Raw genomic sequence first — 21,210 nt, forward strand, 5'->3', positions numbered from 1 at the left:
TCCCTTTGCCCGGATTTTTCGCATGTTTATATAATTCAGGAAATTGCGGCCATACGTGGCGTAAAATATGAGGAGAATCCCCCATGAAAGTTTATTACGAGAATGATGCAGATCTGAGCTTGCTGAAAAACAAAACCGTAGCGGTAGTCGGCTACGGCAGCCAGGGCCATGCCCATGCACAGAACCTCCGCGACTCCGGCGTTAACGTTATTGTTGCACAGCGTCCTGGTGGCCCCAACTACGATCTTGCCAAGGAACACGGCTTTGAGCCGATGTCCGTGGCCGATGCAGCCAAGCAGGCTGATCTCATAATGATCCTGCTGCCTGATCAGTATCAGGCTGATGTTTTTGCCGCAGATATTCTTCCTCACCTCGAAGAAGGCAATGTGATTGCTTTCGGCCATGGCTTCAATGTTCATTTCCAGCAGATTACTCCTCCGAAGGGTGTCGATTGTATCATGATTGCCCCTAAAGGTCCGGGACACCTGGTTCGTCGTACTTACACTGAAGGTGGAGCCGTTCCTTGTTTGGCTGCTGTGGCAGTGGATGCTTCCGGTAAGGCTATGGATATTGCTTTGGCATACGCTAAGGGTATCGGTGGCACGCGTTCAGGTGTTATTGAAACAACATTCAAGGAAGAAACTGAGACAGATTTGTTTGGTGAACAGGCTGTCTTGTGTGGTGGACTGACCGAGTTGTGTAAAGCTGGTTTTGAAACATTGGTTGAAGCCGGATATCAGCCTGAAGTTGCTTATTTCGAATGCCTGCACGAATTGAAATTGATCATTGACCTGATGTATGAAGGCGGCATGGCCAAGATGCGGTATTCCATTTCTGACACAGCAGAATTTGGTGATTATGTCACTGGTCCTCGCATTATCACAGAGGAAACCCGTGAAGAGATGCGTCGTGTCCTGAAGGATATTCAGACTGGTGCATTTGCGCGTGATTTCATTTTGGATAACAAAGCTGGCCAGGTTGGTTTAAAGACCATGCGTCGCATGGGGGCAGAGTCCCAGATCGAAGAAGTCGGTGGACGTCTTCGTGAAATGATGAGCTGGTTGGAAAAATAGATTCTCAAAAGAACACTAAAAATGAAGGGCGGCCCATGAATGGGCCGTCCTTTTTTGTATGAGGTGCTCCTATGGCTGGTGAAATGAAAGCTGTAATTTCGTGCGAGTTTATCACTCAGCTCGCTGCTGAAATCAAGATGCATTTACCCGAATTCCCTTCTGAGGATTATACACAATCTGTTTGCGGAGAATCCTGGAAATCCTTGGAACTCAAAGAGAGATTGAGAAAAGGGGCAGCCATCCTTGGGCAACTCTTTCCATGTGATTATGCTGAATCGATTGAGGTGCTTAAATTGGTTGCACCGAGTTATAATGGATTGCAGTCCTTACTCTTTCCTGAATATGTGGAACAATTTGGTCTGGGAAACTGGGATATATCAATGGATGCCCTCGCGTTTTTCACGCCCCTGGGGAGTGCTGAGTTTGCTGTGCGTCCATTTATCCGATTGGATCAAGAAAGAATGACGCGTCAATTGCTTCTTTGGTCGGAAAGCGATGATATGCATTTAAGACGCCTTGCTTCCGAGGGCTGTCGTCCTCGATTGCCTTGGGCTTCTCCCTTACGCAGATTTATTAAAAATCCAGACCCCATTATCCCCATACTGACACAGCTCAAGAGTGACCCAGAAGAATACGTTCGTCGCAGTGTCGCCAATAATCTCAACGACATATCAAAGGATCATTCTGCTCGTGTCCTGGAGCTTGGTTCACAGTGGATCGGTTTTTCGATTGAAGTTGAAAAAGTTGTTAAACATGGTTTGAGAACATTGTTGAAAAAAGGGCATACAGACGCTTTGCGATTGTTTGGTTTTGGTGACCCAAAGGATATCTGTATAGAGAATTTTCGATTACCTGGGCAGACGATTTCGATAGGAACGACACAGGCAATCCAATTTGACGTTGTCTATTCCGGGGTGTCACCAGTTAAAGTTCGACTCGAATATGCAATCGATTATCGCAAAGCGAATGGGAGTACATCCAGAAAAGTCTTTCAAGCTGGTGAGTCGTTTTTTAAACACGGTAAATCTCAGATTGAAAGGAAGCAGTCCTTCAAACAAATGACAACTCGGAAGCATTATCCAGGAAACCATGCAATTTCGATCCTGGTCAATGGCTGTGAGAAGGCTCATATCTCATTTATTTTGTTACCAGAATAATCACACCTTAAAAGAACGTTTTTTTGTCACATAAAAAGCTCTCTTTTTTGGTTGACCCAAATGATTATCAGCTATAATTGAGCGTCCTTCATTCTGAATTGAGAGGGATAGCAATGACAACAGAAGTTCTATTTCTTGGGTCGATGATATTTTTGGCAGAGGTTGCAGTTTTAACACTCGGCACGGTCAGAACCATGGTAACGGTTTTGGGTGAGTCTCGAGCAGCATTTTGTCTAGGATGTTTGGAAATGCTTCTTTGGGTTTTTGGAACTTCAACAGTTATGCTCAAAGTTGGTGAAGAACCCTTTCTGGGCGTTTGTTATGCCGTTGGCTTTGCTTGTGGCAATGTCGTTGGCATTATTGCTGAGAAAAAACTTGCACTGGGTAATGTCGTGGTTCGTATTATCAGTGCATGGCGAGGGACGGAAATCGCACACGCCATCCGAGATGCCGGGTTTATGATCACTACTGTGGCAGGTGAAGGGTCTCAGGGAGCTGTGACTGTTCAGTTTGTCGTCTGTAAGCGAAAAGATATGAATCAGGTTTTGGCTATTGCACGCAGCCTTGATCATGATCTTTTTTACACTTTTGAAACCGCAGGTGGGGCGAGTGAGGTACATAGCCCCAGTGAGAGCCGAGTTTCAAAAGTTTTACGTCCGATAAAACGTCTTGTTCCGATACAATAAAGGGAGCTCCAGAGCGTGGACTTCGGGGGGGCTTTCTCGTATACGAATTGATAGGTTTGGTGGCCGTTCGTTAATTCAATACAAGCTATCCATAAATTCCTTGAGTGATGAGTAAAGCAGATTTGCTTCTCTGCAAAAGCGTGTGATCTTATATTTCCTCAATTTAACTGAAAAAGCTTTTCTACAACAAGATTTTCTAGCGGATACTCCATGGCTGAGATGTCTGGTGTGAACGGAGAGTTTGAGGGCAGGAAGAGTCATTAAGGAAGTAATGCCGTGATGCCTAATCACTAACTTTGTGCCATCTGTTGTGGATATCCAATCGATCACGTGATTCTCACCTCACGTATCGAGAATTACCAATCTCAATCACACTGACCCGTTCAAGGTTTGGGTTTTATATCGATAACCGGTGTGCCATCGAGCACTTCCAGGGGTTCGATAGTCAGGGTTGTCCCTTTTATCGAAACAAGTGTGACACGATGCAAGCCTACTGGGTTAGGGCGAAAAGGGGACCGTGTTGTAAAGACCCCGCGCAGGGGGCGTTTCTTGTCGCCACGAGGATGTACTTTAAGAACGTCTCTTTCTGCTTGGTGAAGCCAGGTGAGTAATTCTAGCTGTGCTCCTGCCTGCATTGAGTCCAGCCCTTCAGCGTAGAGTGGATCGATTTCGATTGTTGCCTGAACAGCCCCAGGGGCGTCTTCCATTTTGGGAGCAGTGCTCAGATCTTTGATTGATGATCGGACCACTCCAATAATGACAAGTTCTTTATTCATGAGGTCTCCGTTTTTGTAAAATGGTCGAACCCAGATCCTGTAAAAGGATTACCATTGACAATAATACCGGGAGCTTTGGTCACAGTACCGATACGCGAGAAGCCTGGTACTGATTCTGCTTTACCCAATTCAAAAGGAGAGACGGCCCCGAGAAGGGCATAGTCTTCACCCCCTATAAGGGTGAATGAAATCGGGTCATGCTGAATTATTTCGGAAAATTTTTTGATATCGTTATTTAAACTGTCTTCTTTGATCTCTAGCTCAGCACCGGAGTCCGCTCCGAGGAATCTGGGGAGGTCCTGAGCCAAACCATCCGAGATATCCATGAGTCCTTTAACCCCAGCAGCGTTAAGAAGTGTGCCTATTAGTACCTTGGGTTTAGGTCTCAAGTGAGCCATCACAGCCGCCGGGAAAAGCGTCCGGGCTTTCTCTCCATATTTTTCAAGAGCCAGAAGCCCTGTACGCGCCAAGCCGAGGTCTCCTATTGTGAAAAGAATATCTCCGGTATGGCAATTACCTCGGGTTATGAACCCTGTAGAGCCGCCTATACCGAAGATGGTAATGGAGATCATCAGTTTGTCTCCTCGACTTAAATCACCACCGGCCAAGACTATATCGTTTTGTTTGGCCAAAATAGCCATGGATTTGAAAAAATCCTTCCAAAAATCATTTTTGAGCGTAGGGGGAGCAACTATATTCATTGTAAATGCGATTGGCTTGGCCCCCATTGCGGCTATATCACTAATATTAACCGCAAGGGCCTTGTATCCGATATCTTCCGGAGAAAAGTAAGCCTGTCGAAAATGAATGTCTTCGATAAAAAGATCGGAGGAGACACAAAGGTCTTTATTTCCCGTTAATACGGCACAGTCATCACCGCGTCCCAGTTTAATAAAATCGTGATCACATGGGAAAAAAGAATCTATAAGTTCAAGGAATGTCTGTTCGCTCTTCATTTTAGTCTCTTAAGGAGTTAGATCATTTCAATATAGTCGCCGATGATTGTCTTTATACCAAAGCCTGGGAAGTTTATCTTGAATTTATTAGGCTCTGGTTGAGCAATAATTTTGCCTTTGCCAAAGATTTTATGTTTGCAGAATCCCAATTTGACAGTATTTTTTTTGTTTTTCGTGTCCGTATTACTCTCTGTGTGAGTTTGCTGGCGCGTTGTTCCTAACTGTGGATGAGTTTCAGGCCGAGTTCTTTTTTCCATGCCTCCACCGTATGATTCGTTGAGACGTTCAAAAGTCTCATTAGGCAATTCAAGGATAAATGGACTGGGCAATGTAGGGTCAGACATCCCACTGGCTCGATTGTAGACCGAACTTGGCACAAAGAGTTTAAGACAATCTTTTGCACGAGTGCACGCCACATACATCAGCCGACGCTCCTCTTCCAAGTCTTCAGCTCGTTGCATGGCCTTTCGAGATGGAAAGCGATCTTCAACCAAATCTATGATGATCACAGCTTTCCACTCTAGGCCTTTTGCAGAGTGAACAGTTGAAAGGACTACTGAATTCTCTTTGCGTTTCTCGTCCTCGGGATCTCCATTGAGGCTGAGATCTCCCAGAAACTGTTCCATATCAGAATAACTGACTGCAATTTGGCTTAATTGTTCAAGCCCTGCTTGGCGTTTTGGATAATCATCCGGGTATTTTTCAATAAGGATTGGCTGGTAGAAAGACATTATTCGCTCAAGAAGCATGGAGGGTTTCGGTGTCAGTCCTCTCAGGGTATTGAGTTCATTAAAAAGTGCTCGTAAATCTTCATGCTTTTTTGTGATTGTCGTGAGATATTTTGAATCACCAGAGTGCATAGCTTTGTAAATTTTCGCGACAGTTTTGGGGCCTACCCCCTTAATATGGTCCATAGCTCGCTGCCAGGCGAGAAGATCGTGTGGATTAAGAACGAGTCTGAGGTAGGAAAGAACATCTTTGACATGGGCTGCCTCATGGAAGCGAATACCACCAAATTTTTGATAATCAATGCCTATTCTGGTCAATGCCACTTCAAGTGGAAAAGATTGGTACCCTGCACGAAAAAGAACTGCGATTTCATGTAACATATATTTTCGTTGCAAGGTCAGAATTTGGTCAACAACCAGGCGTGCCTGACTTTGATCACTGAGAGGATAGACCACTTCAGGCAGTTTGTCGCTTTTAAGGTCAGAGTATAGATGTTTGTCGAATTTTGTCGCTGCCCCGGCCAGAATCTCATTTGTCAGGTCAAGAATGGGCTGTACAGATCGATAATTTTTTTCAAGCCGAATAATCTTGGTCCCTTCGAATATTTTGGGAAAATCGAGAATATTGGCTATGTTCGCCCCTCGAAAAGCGTAGATTGACTGGGCGTCATCACCAACGGCCATCACATTGCCCTTACTTCCAGCCAAGTGCTTGACGATTCGAGCCTGAACCAGGTTAGTATCTTGGTATTCATCAACCATGATATAGCGGTAACGTGTTTGAAGTTGGTTTCTGAGTGGGGCATTCTCTTCAAGTAGTTGATCAAGCAAAAAAAGAAGATCATCATAATCCATGAGGGCATGTTCTCGCTTGAATTGTGCATACCCATTGGAAATTTCATTTATATCATCAAGATACGGACTGAGGTGGTAGGCTTCCCGTTCCATGATGATTTCTATGGGAAGCTCTTTATTTCTGGATTTGGTGATCATATCCAGTAAGGTGCTCTTCCTGGGGTATGAACGGTCTCCTTTGCCGAGTTTGAAAACATCTTTAACTTCCTTGCAGATATTTTCGCTGTCAGCTCTATCCATTAGGGTAAACCCATTGTTGAAACCGATATCGGCAGCGTTGCGCCTCAATGTTGCATACGCAAAGGAATGAAATGTTCCGCCACTGGTCCCTGTCAGGGGTCTGCCAAGGATGACTTCAGCTCGGGCAAGCATTTCTTGCGCAGCCTTTTTGGTAAAGGTAAGAAGTAAAATTTGAGCGGGGTCAATGCCGGACTCAACGAGATGCGCCAATCTGTATACAATTGTTCTGGTTTTGCCGGAACCAGCTCCGGCAATAACCAGTACCGGGCCCTCTGTGGTTTGTACGGCTTCCCGTTGTGCATCATTCAATTCAGTTTCAAAATCAATGCTCATTGATCAACTATCCGCAATGTTGAAATATTCAAGTATGGTTTGTCCCGTGTCGCGCATTCGGGCCGGTTTTGAGCCTTGGCTGTCGTAGAAGATAGCTCCTTCAACCGTGTGTGTTCCTGTTCTGCCATGGAACCCGAAAAGATTGGTTCTGTCGAATTTTGCCTTAAGATCAAAACCTGGATACGCTTGGCAGATCAAGTCTGGAACCTCTGCAGACTGTGTTCCTGGATAAAGTTCAGGGCCCATATGAACATCAGCCATTACTTTCTCTCCGTTCAAAGTCAAATCGAGCAGACCTTTCCTGATGACTCGTATCAAGTCTTTTTTTTCTGAGGGCATTACCTGACCTCGAGCAAATCGATTCTTCTGGTGAATGTATATCCGACCTGGATCAAGTGCAAAAGCTTTACTTTCGTCCCCTATGACAGTGGCATCCCATTCGTCTTGGGGAGTTCCTTGATATGTCAGGTCTCCGTTTTGAGCCAACCATGTATTGACACACACTTCTGTTTTCAATTCGGTAAAACCATGGTCCGCTAAAACGAGTAAACGCTTCGGGGCGGGGAGGCTGTCATATTTCTTGAGGAAGAGCCCTAATGCATGATCCCATTCGGCGAGAAATTGCATGCATTTGACATGAAGGGGATGGCTTTCCGACAAGACTGCATCCATAAAAAAGTGAAAGAGTCGATCTGTCTCAGTGAAAACATGGACAAAAAGATCCCATGCCAAATCAGGCCACATTAAATCAAGCGCTTTCAGGCGGGAGTGAAGAGTTTGTCTCAATTCACGCAAAAGATATTCCAGATCGGTTGCGCCCCTATTCGTGTCAGCTTCAAGTTTATATTCATAGTCGTGAAGCTTGTCTGCAAGAAAAGGCGGATAAACAGCATCAGGAAGAGAGTGTGCAACAAAACCGGCTACGAGCATGCCCCGTATTGGCTGGGCTGGGTACATATTGGGCAGGTTTATGATTCTTGATATGAAATCATGTTTGCCAAGTGTATCAAAAAGTGTTGGGCATTGAATTTGTCTGCTGTCGGTTATGCTGAGTTCATATGTCTGCGTATTCATGGTAGAGAAACCGAATACTCCATGATCTTCAGGACCTTTTCCTGTAAAAAATGATGTCCAATTCACAGGTGAAAGCTCTGGAATTTCCGCTTTTACTGTGGTTGCTTCGGATGCAATACGACCAATATTGGGTAAGATATGTCCAATTTTTTGGGCAAGCGAAAGCGGCAAGCCGTCAAGCCCAAGGACGACAAGCCGCTTTCTCGATTTTTCTGAAGAAAGAAGTATGGACATGAGATGATCAAGACACGATTGCTTCAAACTTCTTGAGGAAGAACGATGGATTGTAAGAAAGTTTGGCTTTTCTCAGCCCCTCATCTCCCAAGTCCTGCTCTCTATTTACATTGGTAAAGGTATCAGCATCATTTTTGAGAAACATTTGATTAATTGCTTGGTAGACTCCTTTGTGCCGAATATCTCCTTTCTCGAAATGAATGACAATGGAGTCATCGCATAAAGGTTCTGCTACTGTGTACGCAATCACTTTACCATCTACCCGTAAAGTAGCTCCCATAAGCCCTTTTATTTGATCAAAATTGAGCATCACACGAGTAATGGCATGATTCTCGGCTTTGATAGCTTCAGAGGGATTGTTTTCTTCATACCATTTATACCATTCATCTTGCATTTCTAAAACTTCCTCAACGCATTCCGGTCGCATGGATTCATATTGGAAATTAGAGTTTTTAATAAATTGGTTAAGAAGATTTTTCTTTTTATGAAATTTTTTCCCTTTGAGAGCGATTAGTTCTTCAACTGAATAGATGTAATCCCAGTGCCCTCTGTTCTCTGTGAGCTTGATTGCGGAGCCATAGGCTTTTTCCCAGTGATTGGCGAGGGCTTCGGGAACACGGGTGAAACGTTGGGCTTCTTTCATAATTGAGCAGTCAACCCAGGCGTATTTGTCCCAGGGGCCAACAGGGGCCCAGTAAATGACTTCCGGGCGAGTTTGGCGAATGAAGCATAAGTCCTTATGAAATGCCCATTCGAGTCCATAGTGTTCTGCCCATCCAAAAATATTGGCAAAGGAAAAATCACTGGTCATTAGTTGAGGACAGCCAGTCATGGCGATATGGTAATCATCCTGTCTGTCCAAGCTTATGGGGCCAAAATCGAGTGTCATGCAGATTCCTTGTGTGCTGCACTGGTACGATTGCCATTCCGATTTTTAATCATAGCGAATCGTTGCCAGTTCTTGAAGGTGTAAAAATACACCAGGGTCAGGGATTGAACAATTTGGGAGCAGAACATGGCAATCCAGATTCCTTCGGCATCTTGCATCCAAAGGTGTCCCAACCCGTAAGCGAGTGGGAGACGGATAAACCAACTGGCGCATCCCATAATAAGCAAATTGTATAAAGTCGCACCTGCGCCATTGAACGCGCCCGCTAAAATCATACTGGTCAGAGTGAATGGAATAGCGAGTATATTCCATTTGAGATACGTGATGGCTTCTTGGGCAACAGCGGGGTCGCGTGTCAGTATATTCACGCAGGGAGTGATGAACTGCCAGAAGATAATGGAAAACAATGTAATTGAAATCAATCCAAGAAAGAGGATTCTGTAACCACATTTTTTTGCTTCTTCAGGCTGTCTCGCTCCGAGATAGTGGCCGATAAGAATTCCGGCTGTCATGTTGAAAGCAAATGCAGGTAAAAACAACAATGCCTCTATTCGTAAACCTATAGCCATGCCAGCGAGAGCATTGACAGCATTCCAGGGAAGAGCTGCTGTTATTGCGTAAAGGACAAGGTAGCCAGAGTGCCATACGATTTGCATCAGTCCTGAAGGCCATGAAACCTTGGCAAGGTAGGGGAGCGCTCTTTTTATCCAGCGCAGTGGTGGAAAACTTTTGAATTTAAGGACTCCCTGGCGTGCCAATATGAATATATTAAGCAAGGCTCCTGCCGTAACAGAGCCAAAGGTTGCCCATGCGAGTCCTTTAAAACCTATATCCGGCATACCAAACCAACCAAGGCCGAGGCCAAGATCGAGAAAAGTATTCATCAGAGTGACAAGAATCATTGAATAAAGTGGGTATATGACTTGTTTTCGTGCTCTGAAAATCGCATTCGTAATGAGGAGTATATAATATGATGGTAGCAGAATGAGATAGACCGCAAGAAAATATTCAGTCACTGGCCGCATGGTGGGTGGAACCTGAAGTGCTGTGACAAGAAAGTCTTTAAGCGGAAGACCGAAGAGAAGGAAAATACCGCCGAAGATTGCCGCGAGAATGAGAGAAAGACCCACATAGCGTTCAACACGTTTGTAGAGACCTGCTCCCAAAGATTGGCTGATAGCTGCGACTGATCCGTTTGCCACGGCCATGGCAATGACTAACAGGAAGAAAAGTGATTGGGATATGATTCCTAACGACGCCTGTACTTCTCGGTTAATGTACCCAGCGACCCAGACATCAGCCAAGCCGATACAGAAATGGAAGACCATCATAATGAGTTGAGGCCATGCCAAATGCCATATCGTGCGGTATGGGGCCCGCTTCATATCAATTGCAGTATTTTGTTCAGACATTCTTAGGGGGGATAAAGATTATTGGCAGACCTTACTCAAGGGTTGTAGCTGAATAATAGGTCTTCATTTTGCTTTGCCAAGGGGGAATGATTATTTTCTTGGAACTCTTTCGAGAGCTTCAAGATTTCTATCAATATGGAGCCTAGATTGCATGGATGATTTCGTCCATGAAAGTTGTCAAATAGGATTTTTGAGAGGGCATCCCAGCTTAATGCTCGGCTGGATGAATAGAGATAAATCGTTGAAACTAGTGCTGGTGAGGCATATCGCCTTCTTCGTGGACATGTGTATGTGTATGGGGCTTAAGTTCGCCCGGTTGGATTTTCCCATTACGCATCGCAACGAATGTATCTGTTGTGGCCGCAAGAAAATCTGGTTCATGTGATACCACGAGACGGGCCATATCAAGACCGTTCAATATTTCGATGAGTCTTTTCTTGGCTTCAGGGGAAAGGCCTGTTGTCGGCTCGTCCAGTATGAGTACCTCTGGCTCCATGGAGAGTATGGTCGCTAGGGCAACAAGTTTTTTTTCTCCTCCTGATAATCTGTATGGGACACGGTTCTCAAAGCCCGCCAGTCCAACTCGGTTGAGAGCTTCGATAGCTTTTTCCCGTGCTTGATCCTTCGTCAAGCCTTGATTCAGTGGGCCAAAGGCGACGTCATCCAGAACTGTTGGACAGAAAAGTTGATCATCAGAGTTTTGGAAGAGAAATCCAATTTTTAGACGTGCCTGAGCAAATTTATGATCAGAGTCGATAGGGCGTTCAAAAAGAGAAATAGTGCCGTTCTGGGGTCGTATCAAGCCCATGAGAATATGAAGCATTGTTGTTTTCCCAGCACCGTTTGGTCCGAATAATCCTATCTTTTCCCCCTCATGGAGATGAAAGTTAAGACCGGTTAAAGCATTTTTTCTTCCAGGAAATGCATAAATGACTTCACTGAGTTCAATGACTTTTTTGCTCACAATAATATTCCCTTGAAAGTTTCGATAGCTAAGATGCAACTGACTGCTATGAGACTTATTATTACGAAGAGGGAGTCTCTGGTCGAGGTTCTTGATATGGAAAGTGTATAAAATTGTCCCTTGAATCCACGACATTTCATGGCATTATGCACCCGTTCGGCTCGGTCCCAGCTTTTAATCAGAAGCATACCCACCAGCCATGCGTATGTTTTATAAGTATGGCTGGTCGTTGTCGGCTTAAAGCCTCGCGCAGTCATTGCTTGGCGCATGAGAATGTATTCATGATGAATAACGAAGATGTAGCGGTAGGTGAAAAGCAATATATGGCAGAGCTTATTGGGAACTCGGAGTCTTTGAAGTGCTGGGCCGAGGTCCTGAATTTTGATTGTACCCAACAAAGCCATTAATATCAGTACAATTGCATTTGATTTCAGAGTGATCAAGGTTGAAAGTTTAAGACCTTCTGCGGTGATCACTATGGGGCCAATGTGAAAAGCTGGAGTCCCAGGGGTGGTTATGGGGACAAGTAGCCAGAGGAAAAGGATAAAAGTATTCACAATTATGAGGCGTTTTGCCACGAGGCTGATAGTTAATCTGGCGACCATCATAAAAACAATACCACAAATTAAAGCTGTGAGAGCTTGTAATGGCGATTGAACGAGCGCAGTCGGTATCGAAAGCAGGCTTGCACAAATGATTCGAATACGCGGGTCCAATCTATGAATGGGAGACTGACCGGATTCGAAATTCGTTCCTATGATCGTCATGAATAAACCTCACTTCCCTCATTGCACAGGATTGTTTGGATTTCAGGGCGTAGTACAAAAGGAAAAATCGTGCAACTCAGATAAAAGGGGCTTTCAGAGGAGTATAGCTATACAGTCAGTCCAACCTCTGGGGCAATTTTTTTGATGGAATCAAGAGCTATCTGCAAAAAATCTCCAAGCTCCAACCCAATTTCATTACACTCTCGAATACAGTCTCGGCTAACACTTGCGGCAAAAGCTTTATCTTTCATCTTTTTCTTGAGGCTTTTTGTCTTCATACCCTCAATTTTCGTCGGACGGACAAGAGCTCCAGCGTGGATGAGACCAGTGACAGTCTCACCGCAACGAAGGGCGTGATCAAAAAGGGTGTTGGGGGCTTCAGCCCCATTCATTTCAGAAGCATGTCGCTTAATAGCGTTCAGAGCATCTTCCGGGAGCTTTCCATGGAGAAGCTCAGTCGAGTGTATTCCATGTTTGGCGGGGTTTTCTTTTGTTGTGGCATAGTCCAGGTCATGAAGAAGTCCAGTTATTCCCCAAAGTTCTTCATCTTGACCGAGATGGTTGGCCAGTCCTCGCATCACTGCTTCAGATTCAAGAGCATGGTTGATTAAGCTTTCATCAATGTTCTGTTGGCGAAGTAATTCCAGTGCGTCGAGACGTGAGATCATTTGATTCTCCTCTTTGGCTATCTTGGTTGAATGGGCTTACAAGATTAGAATAATGAGCCTCTTGTCCCGTGTATAGAGACAGATTATTACAAAATAGAGGTAACAGATAAGTTAGTCTAACCAACATGCAGTTTGGATTTGGGAATCCACATTCTTCAATTCAGGTTTTATTACAGCACATTTTTCAAAAGCATAAGGGCAGCGAGGATGAAAAGGACACCCTCTAGGAGGGGCTAAGGGGCTTGGGAGATCTCCATTCAAGAGAATCTGTTGTGATTGCGCTTCGGGGTCTGGCGCTAGAACTGCAGAGAGGAGAGCCTGCGTATAAGGATGTCGAGGAAATTCAAAGAGAATTTGAGCAGGGCCAACTTCCATGATTCTTCCCAAATACATGACAGCGACTTGATCTGCAATGTGACTGATCACTGAAAGATCATGTGAAATGAAGACATATGTCAACTTGAATTGTGTCTGAATGTCTTTAAGCAGTGTCAAAATTTGAGCCTGTACGGAAACATCTAGAGCCGAAACAGGTTCATCGCAAACAATAAGGTTAGGATTGAGGGCGAGGGCGCGGGCTATGGCTATTCTTTGCCTCTGCCCACCTGAAAATTCATGTGGATATCGCTGAGCATGCTCTGGAAGAAGACCAACCAGTTTGAGCGTCTCGTTTACTTTGAGAATTCTGTCTTTCGGGGAGCCAATATGGTGGATATCGAGTCCTTCCCGGATGATCGCGCCAACTTTATGGCGGGGATTGAGTGAGGAATACGGATCTTGGAAGATCATCTGTATTTTCCGGCGAAGTTTCTTTTCATCCCAGGAATTAATTGTTTTATCTTCGAAACGAATTTCGCCAGCAGTTAATTTCTCCAGGCCCATAATGCATTTGGCTAATGTAGATTTCCCACAGCCGGATTCTCCTACCAGCCCAAGAGTTTTTCCTTTCTCAACTGATAAATTGATATTATCCACTGCCCTGAGTTCTCCAGATTGAAGTCCTAACAAGCCACTGGTTATCTTAAAGGATTTATGAGTATTAGTAAGCTCAAGTAAAGCCATTGAAGGAATCTCCTAATCGTAAAGCCAGCAACGAACGAGATGACCTTGTTCCAATTCTGCAAGAGGAGGAATTTGCTGGGAGCATTTTGTGTAAGCTTTCGGACACCTGGGGTGGAAGCGGCACCCCTTGGGAAGATTGAAAATACTTGGTACAATGCCTCTAATAGGATGTAGTCTTGATGTGTCTCCCATAACAGGAGTCGAGGAAAGAAGTCCTTGAGTATATGGATGAAGAGGATTTTTGAAGATACTCCTAACCGAAGAGAGTTCAACTATTTTACCGGAATACATCACTGCTACTCGCTGTGCCATCCGTGCGACAACACCAAGATCGTGGGTTATGAGTAGAAGAGAGCCATTCATGCGGGCTTTAAGATTGTTCATGAGATCAAGAATCTGCGCTTGGATCGTTACATCAAGTGCTGTGGTTGGCTCATCAGCAACAAGTATTTCTGGGTTGCACGCCAATGCCATTGCAATCATGACCCTTTGTCTCATTCCACCTGAGAGTTCATGAGGATACGTCTTGGCAACTTGAGAGGCGTTGGGAATACCGACCAAGGCGAGTGATTCGATTGATTTTTCCAATGCTTCATACTTGTCGAACCCTTGGTGGAGTCTCAACGGTTCTGCAATTTGGTTATCAATACGAAAAACAGGATTGAGAGCTGTCATTGGTTCCTGGAAAACCATTGAAATAGCATTTCCTCTTATCTTGCGAAGTTCCTTTTCCGACTTCTCAAGGAGATCTTCTTCCTTGTATAGAATTGTCCCCTCTGTAATACGTCCAGGAGGATCGGGGATCAGGCCCAAGATTGAAAGAGCAAGGACTGTTTTTCCACAGCCGGACTCTCCTACAACTGCAAGGGTTTCTCCTTGCATTAAGGAAAGGCTGACGGTATCCACCGCCTTGGCGATACCTTGCGGGGATGAAAAGCAGGTTGTTAATTCCTGTATGTCCAGAAGAGTGTTGCTCATCATTGATTCCAAAGAGTTACCGTTTTTATTCTTATACTGTATAAAGCGGTGAACGTAAACGATATCGGGGAGATGAAATGGCGAAAATCATCATCGTTGGCGGCGGCTTGGCCGGAGCGGAGTGTGCATGGCAATTAGCTCGAACAGGGCACCGGGTGGAGCTTTTTGAAATGAAGCCGGAAAAGCGGTCTGAAGCGCATATGGAAGACGGTCTTGCCGAGCTCGTTTGTTCAAATTCTTTTAGAGCAACAGGTGAAAGTGCCGCCATAGGACTCCTGAAAGAGGAAATGACTGAATTAGGTAGTCTTATCATGGAAGCTGCTTACGCTACCCGGGTTCCTGCTGGCGGAGCTTTGGCTGTGGATAGATCTCTTTTCTCCGCATATGTTACAAGTGCAATAAACCAAAATGAGAATATTGAAGTTGTTCATAAAGAAATAACCACACTCGATTCAGAAGAACTCCGGAAAGGAGACGCAGTCATCATAGCGGCGGGGCCTCTTGCCAGTCCAAGTTTGACGACCAGTTTAATGGATATTGTTGGGGATGAACGGCTATACTTCTATGACGCTATAGCACCAATTGTTTCTCGCGATTCAATCGATTTTTCTAAGGCTTTTTGGGGTTCCCGTTGGAAGCCCGAGGACCATGACTATTTGAATTGCCCAATGTCCGAAGAAGAATATAAGGCATTTGTAGCGGCGCTGCTTGCAGGCGAAAAGGTCAAGCCCCGCGAGTTTGAAAAAGTGATTCACTTTGAGGCATGTCTTCCGGTTGAAGCGATGGCGGAGCGTGGAGAAATGACTCTCGCTTTCGGCCCTCTCAAGCCTGTAGGCTTCATTGATCCAGAGACAGGGGAGCGTCCCTTCGCCATTGTGCAATTGCGAACAGAAAATAAGGATAAAACGGCATTTAATCTTGTTGGATTCCAAACGAAACTGACATATCCCGACCAGAAAAAAGTTTTTCGTATGATTCCAGGATTAGAAAAAGCCGAATTCCTGAGGTTGGGATCAATTCATCGGAATACATACGTCAATGCTCCAGATGTTCTGGATAGCGCAATGCAACTCAAAGCACGCTCGGGAATCTACCTTACAGGACAGATTACCGGCGTTGAGGGCTATCTCGAGTCGGCTGCATCAGGCCTTTGGCTTGGAATATCCTTAGGGAAACAGTTCAATGGAAAACCTACTCCAAAGACTCCACCTCTCGAAACAGCTCTTGGTGCTCTTTTAAGTCATTTGAGAATCAAAACGGATAAATCTTTTCAGCCCTCCAATGTTAACTTCGGGCTTATGCCAGGACTTCAGAAGAAGATGAAAAAGAAATATCGTAAAGAAGCCTATGGAATACGTGCACGGGCTTCATTCTCTCAATGGTTCTCAGAAAATTTTGTCAGTGAATAATCATTTTAAAACGGTCTGTTTTTGACAATATTTATTCCGTGAAAGGCGTGAAGTTCTTCTGTCTTTTTCAAGAGAAAGTGTATCCATTGGATCGGGTTATGTCGTGTATAATGAATTGCTATGGGCTGGGTGTTGCCCAATGCTGAGCTTTTCAGCATTGTATTTGAGTGCTTTTTATAAATTCATACCGAGTTTATGACAACATTTAACCCTATGGAGTGAGTCCCCATGGTTGATAAGAAGTATGGCCCCCAAACCCAGGCTCTTCACGCTGGGCATACCCCGGATAGTGATACAGGCTCCAGAGCAGTCCCCATTCATTTGACAACGGCATATTTGTTTAATGACACACAGCATGCTGCTGATCTTTTTGCCCTTAAAGAACCGGGATACATATACTCGAGAATAATGAATCCGACGACTGATGTATTGGAAAAAAGATTGGCCGCATTGCATAATGCCGCCGGTGCTCTCGCTGTGGCGTCAGGAATGAGTGCTATTTTTTATTCTGTGGTCAATATAACTTCTGCCGGACAAAATATTGTTTCTGGGTCCAATATATACGGTGGTACACAGACTTTGTTCGAGCATACCTTGAAACGATTTGGCATTGAAGTGCGTTTTGTTGACTCTTCTGATCCTGCTCATTTTGCAGCTGCCATTGATGAAAATACCAGGTTGGTATTCAGTGAGTCGATTGGGAATCCAAGCTGTAATGTTGATGATCTTCAAGGTATAGCTCAAGTTGCACACGCTAATGGGATACCTTTTGTTCTTGATGCCACGGTATCACCCCCACCTATTTTCAATCCATTTGATTTTGGTTGTGACATCGCAGTGTATTCTTTGACTAAGATTATTGGTGGACATGGTGCTGCTATGGGAGGGGCTATTGTTGAAAAGGGAGATTTCAAATGGGGGGCAGATAATAAATTCCCTGAGCTGACAACTCCTGATGTGACCTATAATAATATTAATTTATGGGAAGAGCTTGGTGGAGCAGATGGTACATCCTGTCCCATTTTTGTCACTAAAGCTCGGATCGGGTTATTGCGTGATACAGGTGCGGCTTTATCCCCCATGAATAGTTTTCAAATCCTTCAAGGTTTGGAAACGTTACCATTGCGGGCTATGAAGCATTGTGAAAATGCCCTCAAGGTGGCTGAATTTCTTGAATCTCATTACGCTGTTGAATGGGTGAATTACGCAGGATTGCCGAGTCATAGTGATTACGATCGTTCGAAAAACACATTCCCGTTTGGTCCTGGATCAGTCTTTGGTTTTGGTGTTAAGGGAGGGCTCGAAGCAGGCAAAGTGTTCATTGAATCTGTGAAGCTTTGCTCCCATTTGGCAAATATTCTCGATGCCAAGACCCTCGTGATTCACCCTGCGACAACAACGCATGGACAATCAACACCCGAGGAACAGCTTGCTGCAGGAGTGCCTGTGGACTTGATCCGTATTTCCGTCGGCCTGGAAGATGTAGAAGATATTCTCGATGATTTGGATCAGGCTCTGTCGCGAGCCTCATCAATCTGAATTTATATCTTACAAAAGGAAAGGCTTTCACTGTTGGGTGAAAGCCTTTTTTTTTGTCGAGACAAAGATAAATGCGCTTTGTCCATGATTCTTAGAACAAAATAAAATTACAAGGTCTTTGTAAAATTATTCATTATTGAAGGCTTTTAATTATTACAAATGTTTGACCTGTATTAAATGCACTGATAAATAGAAAGCCGTAAATAATCAACTAGATAGCTTGGAGGGGAGTGTGCAGGTTCTGTTTAGGTATTTTAAGGTTCTAATGTTTCTGTCTGTTTTGCTCAGTTTGCTGGCATGCCAAACAACAAAAGGGGGAAAAGTTTCATACAATCTTTTTTATACTCCTGCAGATCATATAGCAGAGTTGGTAGCAAAACAGCAGTTTGATGATGCTTCGACAGTCTACGGGCAGAACAAGGACTGGTTTGTTGAGAAGATGGCTGATCCGGCAATTGCGGATCTGGTCAATACAGTGTCTACTCACCTGCAAAGTACGTATCGATCTGTAATCCAGACCAAGATGAGGAGTATTAAAGATTTAGAATGGCCTAGCTCTCGTGAGAAATGGATTGAAATCAAAACAGAGATAGAACAATTTTCACGCGAAATTCATACTGCAGATGGAGTGCAGATTTTTAAAGATCCTCAGTTTCATCCGGCTTTTTTGGATGAGGCCAAAGAAATACTGAATACACAGATTGCCAAAATTAAAAATTCAGCTTCTGAACAATTTGCCTCATATCCAATTTTTGAAGAAGAAAATTTCTTTAATGTCTACCCTGTTGAACTCGATGCTTCTGCCTTTTTGACTGAACAAAAAGTACTTTTGGAGAAGGAAATAGCACAAGCAAAAGGGAATGAGTTACTCAACTTTTATAAGCAATATGAAGAATATCTAGCTGATGACGCGAAACGGCAGATCGGAGGTCTGTTCTTCAAATCATTATGTCCTTCAACGAAGAAAGCGGCATTGGCAACCTTGATGGGAGCCTATGCCAAGACCTGCAAAGCTGGTTTAGAACTTGATGCCATTCCTGATGTCAAAGTTGCTTTTTTGGAGGTGACAAGTGATGCCTTAAAGGAGAAGGGGGGCATTGAATTTCCAGTCGGGGTCGATTTGGATATGCCTTTTACGGCTATCAATGGTTCTCTCAAGAAGGGATTCGATAATAAAGAAGTTAAAAGTGCTGATATCATCATCTTATTCAACCTGGCTGCTACTAAGACAAATCGTCATGTTGAAACTAGTAATTATATCAAATCAACATGTTTAACGGGGTACAAACAGGCCCTTAATCCTGAATGGGATGTTCTACAGGTTGAACTTCAGCAAGCGAATATGGAAATCATGACGTCAAATAATCGCTTGGATACAAGTTCAGGTAATATTTATAAGGTCTTGGGCAATAGCATTGCAAATCTATTGACTGAGTCAAAGCAAAATAAAGCAAAGCAAAAAATTGAAGATTTGAAGACCAAGTTCCGAGAAACCCCGAGATATGTTGATGAACCCGTATATGGCGAATATGCTTTTCAGCGCGCAGAGATGGAAGTTATCAAGACTGGAACTGTCCAATATTATGTCATTGATCAACGGACAAAACGATATCTCTCTGATTTTTTTGATGTTCACTCTCAAGAGTTTTTCACTGTTGCATATGGTCTAAGTGATACTGATCCTAATCTGGAAACGCTCAAAAATACAAACGTTACTGAAGAAGCTGTTGATGCTTTTGAATCTGAACCTGTGACGGTAAAGCTCTCTGAGTTGCTTGATCATTATTCAGGTAACAAAGCCAAGACAAAACGATATTCTTCCATCGCGCAAATCAGAAGAGATGTGGTTAAGAATCGCAACGTCATGTTGGCTTCTGCAAAGAAGAAAGAATTTGGCTTTGATAAGCAGAAAGATAGGCGTTTTGAAAGTGTTGTTGTTGTTAAAACGGCCACAGGTCTTGGAACCGGTTTTTATGTCACAGATGATATTGTCCTCACTAACTACCACGTTGTTGAGGAGCAAAAGTTTGTTGAATTGGAAAAGTGGGGTGGGCTGGAAACTTTTGGCAAAGTTATCGCAAAGGATGTGCGTCTCGATCTTGCTTTGGTTAAGGTACAAGATCGTGGTGCACCTGTTGTATTTTATGGCAAGAAACAGTTGAATCTTGCGGAGACAGTCGAAGCTATCGGGCATCCGTTAGGAAATAAATTTACATTGACCCGAGGTGTTATCAGCACTCTGCGTAAGCATGAAAGCATCATGCGGGTAAAGGGGAAACCTGTTATGTTTATTCAGACAGATACCCCGGTTAATGCGGGAAATTCCGGTGGGCCTCTTTTCCTTGGTAATTATGTTATCGGCGTCAATGATTGGGGCGTAAACAAGAATATCGCTGAAGGATTGAATTTCAGTATTCATTATTCAGAGGTTTTCAATTTCTTGGATGATAACAAAATAGCCTTTAAGAAAGGTAATTAGATATGACGATCAAGAACTTCTTCGCTGCAAGTGTCATTGTGCTCCTTATTGGATTGACTGCCTGTACTGCGTCGAAAAGCCGTATGGGGATGGTTCAAGCGGAAGACGGACTGATGTATGGTTCGAGAATGGACAAACAGTTTCTTGTCGATTCCAGTCTTTTTATCAATAATAAATTAAAACTGCGAATTCGAAATACTTCCGGTGATCCTGCTTTTGATATTCATGGTTTCAAAAAACGTTTGGAAAATGGTTATAGAGATTTGGGATATGAGCCAACTAATAGCAATGATTTCGGTATACTTTTGGATATCAATGTTCGTTATTCCGGCCAGATTCAAGAGAATATGAGTAATCAGTTCAAGTTTGCAGGGGGAGCTCTTGGGGGTGTGGCTGGTGCTTATGATCCGGCAACAGAAGGTAAATTGGGTGAAACAGTTGCTAAGGGGGCAGCTGGCGCTGTCGCAGGGGCGACAATAGGGTATATTCTGGGAAGTTATATGACAGATGATACCTATATAATTATTTCCGATATTACTCTGGCCACTTTAGCGCCCAGAGAGGATGCCGATGGTACAACAATTGTTTTTGGCAAAAAGAAGATTTCTCGAAAGAAAAACAATTTTCGAGGATATCGTCAAAGAAGTACGGCCAAGCTTGCTGTCTACGCTGGCGGGAGAAATGTGGATCAATCAGAAATAACCGACGGTGTGCGCGGGCGCATGTTGAGTATTCTCAGGGATGTTCTCTAGCTTGCTGTTTGAAAAATAACAGCTTGTTTTTTAGTATAGCATCCTCCAAATACCAGGGTGTTTTGAGAAATGTAAAAGAGAAAAGGACAATTCATTTATGATGAATTGTCCTTTTCTTCAGAAAAACAGACCTCTCTGGTTGAGAGAAAATGATGTGAAGATAAAGGGCTAAAGTATAG

18 protein-coding genes are annotated in these 21,210 nt (G+C 43.9%); 7 read left to right on the forward strand and 11 right to left on the reverse strand.

Annotated elements, in window-relative coordinates:
• The first annotated feature begins 83 nt into the window (after nt 1-83).
• From ilvC to BN4_RS01930, 3 genes are all read left to right on the forward strand, one after another.
• Entirely contained in the window at nt 84-1,073 is a 990-nt protein-coding gene (ilvC, locus tag BN4_RS01920) for a ketol-acid reductoisomerase (RefSeq protein WP_015413663.1), read from the forward strand.
• Nucleotides 1,074-1,144: 71 nt separating this feature from the next.
• Entirely contained in the window at nt 1,145-2,230 is a 1,086-nt protein-coding gene (locus tag BN4_RS01925; RefSeq protein ID WP_015413664.1) for a DNA alkylation repair protein, read from the forward strand.
• A 194-nt stretch (nt 2,231-2,424) separates the two neighbouring features.
• A complete protein-coding gene (locus BN4_RS01930; RefSeq protein ID WP_231856597.1) occupies nt 2,425-2,916 on the forward strand; it encodes a DUF2179 domain-containing protein in 492 nt (163 codons plus the stop codon).
• A gap of 383 nt (nt 2,917-3,299) precedes the next feature.
• Here the strand turns inward: BN4_RS01930 and tsaA are convergent, their stop codons facing one another.
• From tsaA to BN4_RS01985, 11 genes are all read right to left on the reverse strand, one after another.
• Nucleotides 3,300-3,692 carry a tRNA (N6-threonylcarbamoyladenosine(37)-N6)-methyltransferase TrmO gene (tsaA, locus tag BN4_RS01935; protein ID WP_015413666.1) on the reverse strand — a complete coding sequence of 131 codons (393 nt, stop codon included), beginning with the start codon at nt 3,690-3,692 and terminating at the stop codon, nt 3,300-3,302.
• Nucleotides 3,689-4,648, reverse strand: a complete 960-nt coding sequence (gene thiL / locus BN4_RS01940) for a thiamine-phosphate kinase (protein ID WP_015413667.1) — start codon at nt 4,646-4,648, stop codon at nt 3,689-3,691. Before thiL ends, tsaA begins: the two co-directional genes overlap by 4 nt.
• 17 nt (nt 4,649-4,665) lie before the next feature.
• Nucleotides 4,666-6,804 carry an ATP-dependent helicase gene (locus tag BN4_RS01945; RefSeq protein WP_015413668.1) on the reverse strand — a complete coding sequence of 713 codons (2,139 nt, stop codon included), beginning with the start codon at nt 6,802-6,804 and terminating at the stop codon, nt 4,666-4,668.
• A 3-nt stretch (nt 6,805-6,807) separates the two neighbouring features.
• The gene (locus tag BN4_RS01950) at nt 6,808-8,112 is read right to left on the reverse strand and encodes an alkaline phosphatase family protein (protein ID WP_015413669.1); all 1,305 of its coding nucleotides are present in this window, start codon (nt 8,110-8,112) and stop codon (nt 6,808-6,810) included.
• 7 nt (nt 8,113-8,119) lie between these two features.
• Nucleotides 8,120-9,001, reverse strand: coding sequence for a DUF2156 domain-containing protein (locus tag BN4_RS01955; protein WP_015413670.1), 882 nt, complete (start codon nt 8,999-9,001; stop codon nt 8,120-8,122).
• Complete coding sequence (locus BN4_RS01960) at nt 8,998-10,413, reverse strand: MATE family efflux transporter (RefSeq protein ID WP_015413671.1); 1,416 nt, start codon at nt 10,411-10,413, stop codon at nt 8,998-9,000. The genes BN4_RS01955 and BN4_RS01960 overlap by 4 nt, the downstream gene beginning before the upstream one ends.
• Nucleotides 10,414-10,660: 247 nt before the next feature.
• Nucleotides 10,661-11,377, reverse strand: a complete 717-nt coding sequence (locus BN4_RS01965) for an energy-coupling factor ABC transporter ATP-binding protein (RefSeq protein ID WP_015413672.1) — start codon at nt 11,375-11,377, stop codon at nt 10,661-10,663.
• Complete coding sequence (gene cbiQ, locus BN4_RS01970) at nt 11,374-12,144, reverse strand: cobalt ECF transporter T component CbiQ (RefSeq protein WP_015413673.1); 771 nt, start codon at nt 12,142-12,144, stop codon at nt 11,374-11,376. The genes BN4_RS01965 and cbiQ overlap by 4 nt, the downstream gene beginning before the upstream one ends.
• Nucleotides 12,145-12,251: 107 nt before the next feature.
• Nucleotides 12,252-12,812 (reverse strand): HD domain-containing protein, encoded by a 561-nt coding sequence (locus BN4_RS01975; RefSeq protein ID WP_015413674.1) that lies wholly within the window; start codon nt 12,810-12,812, stop codon nt 12,252-12,254.
• A 111-nt stretch (nt 12,813-12,923) separates the two neighbouring features.
• A complete protein-coding gene (locus BN4_RS01980) occupies nt 12,924-13,874 on the reverse strand; it encodes an ABC transporter ATP-binding protein (protein WP_015413675.1) in 951 nt (316 codons plus the stop codon).
• A 12-nt stretch (nt 13,875-13,886) separates the two neighbouring features.
• Complete coding sequence (locus BN4_RS01985) at nt 13,887-14,852, reverse strand: ABC transporter ATP-binding protein (RefSeq protein WP_015413676.1); 966 nt, start codon at nt 14,850-14,852, stop codon at nt 13,887-13,889.
• A gap of 77 nt (nt 14,853-14,929) precedes the next feature.
• On the opposite strand from BN4_RS01985, the gene trmFO reads away from it, so the two are divergent.
• The 4 genes from trmFO to traT all read left to right on the forward strand — a co-directional run bounded on the left by trmFO (nt 14,930) and on the right by traT (nt 21,031).
• Nucleotides 14,930-16,261 (forward strand): methylenetetrahydrofolate--tRNA-(uracil(54)-C(5))-methyltransferase (FADH(2)-oxidizing) TrmFO, encoded by a 1,332-nt coding sequence (trmFO, locus tag BN4_RS01990; RefSeq protein WP_015413677.1) that lies wholly within the window; start codon nt 14,930-14,932, stop codon nt 16,259-16,261.
• Nucleotides 16,262-16,489: 228 nt separating this feature from the next.
• Entirely contained in the window at nt 16,490-17,800 is a 1,311-nt protein-coding gene (locus BN4_RS01995; RefSeq protein WP_015413678.1) for an O-acetylhomoserine aminocarboxypropyltransferase/cysteine synthase family protein, read from the forward strand.
• Nucleotides 17,801-18,032: 232 nt separating this feature from the next.
• Nucleotides 18,033-20,279, forward strand: a complete 2,247-nt coding sequence (locus BN4_RS16985; RefSeq protein ID WP_015413679.1) for a S1C family serine protease — start codon at nt 18,033-18,035, stop codon at nt 20,277-20,279.
• Nucleotides 20,280-20,281: 2 nt separating this feature from the next.
• Nucleotides 20,282-21,031 carry a complement resistance protein TraT gene (gene traT, locus BN4_RS02005; RefSeq protein WP_015413680.1) on the forward strand — a complete coding sequence of 250 codons (750 nt, stop codon included), beginning with the start codon at nt 20,282-20,284 and terminating at the stop codon, nt 21,029-21,031.
• The last annotated feature ends 179 nt before the right edge of the window (nt 21,032-21,210 follow it).

Source organism: Pseudodesulfovibrio piezophilus C1TLV30 (assembly GCF_000341895.1).
GTDB lineage: Bacteria > Desulfobacterota > Desulfovibrionia > Desulfovibrionales > Desulfovibrionaceae > Pseudodesulfovibrio > Pseudodesulfovibrio piezophilus.

Coding starts and splice junctions, on each gene's coding strand:
- ilvC (WP_015413663.1), top strand. CDS start 84: ATGAAAGTTTATTACGAGAATGATGCAGATCTGAGCTTGCTGAAAAAC.
- BN4_RS01925 (WP_015413664.1), top strand. CDS start 1,145: ATGGCTGGTGAAATGAAAGCTGTAATTTCGTGCGAGTTTATCACTCAG.
- BN4_RS01930 (WP_231856597.1), top strand. CDS start 2,425: ATGGTAACGGTTTTGGGTGAGTCTCGAGCAGCATTTTGTCTAGGATGT.
- tsaA (WP_015413666.1), bottom strand. CDS start 3,692: ATGAATAAAGAACTTGTCATTATTGGAGTGGTCCGATCATCAATCAAA.
- thiL (WP_015413667.1), bottom strand. CDS start 4,648: ATGAAGAGCGAACAGACATTCCTTGAACTTATAGATTCTTTTTTCCCA.
- BN4_RS01945 (WP_015413668.1), bottom strand. CDS start 6,804: ATGAGCATTGATTTTGAAACTGAATTGAATGATGCACAACGGGAAGCC.
- BN4_RS01950 (WP_015413669.1), bottom strand. CDS start 8,112: ATGTCCATACTTCTTTCTTCAGAAAAATCGAGAAAGCGGCTTGTCGTC.
- BN4_RS01955 (WP_015413670.1), bottom strand. CDS start 9,001: ATGACACTCGATTTTGGCCCCATAAGCTTGGACAGACAGGATGATTAC.
- BN4_RS01960 (WP_015413671.1), bottom strand. CDS start 10,413: ATGTCTGAACAAAATACTGCAATTGATATGAAGCGGGCCCCATACCGC.
- cbiQ (WP_015413673.1), bottom strand. CDS start 12,144: ATGACGATCATAGGAACGAATTTCGAATCCGGTCAGTCTCCCATTCAT.
- BN4_RS01975 (WP_015413674.1), bottom strand. CDS start 12,812: ATGATCTCACGTCTCGACGCACTGGAATTACTTCGCCAACAGAACATT.
- BN4_RS01980 (WP_015413675.1), bottom strand. CDS start 13,874: ATGGCTTTACTTGAGCTTACTAATACTCATAAATCCTTTAAGATAACC.
- BN4_RS01985 (WP_015413676.1), bottom strand. CDS start 14,852: ATGAGCAACACTCTTCTGGACATACAGGAATTAACAACCTGCTTTTCA.
- trmFO (WP_015413677.1), top strand. CDS start 14,930: ATGGCGAAAATCATCATCGTTGGCGGCGGCTTGGCCGGAGCGGAGTGT.
- BN4_RS01995 (WP_015413678.1), top strand. CDS start 16,490: ATGGTTGATAAGAAGTATGGCCCCCAAACCCAGGCTCTTCACGCTGGG.
- traT (WP_015413680.1), top strand. CDS start 20,282: ATGACGATCAAGAACTTCTTCGCTGCAAGTGTCATTGTGCTCCTTATT.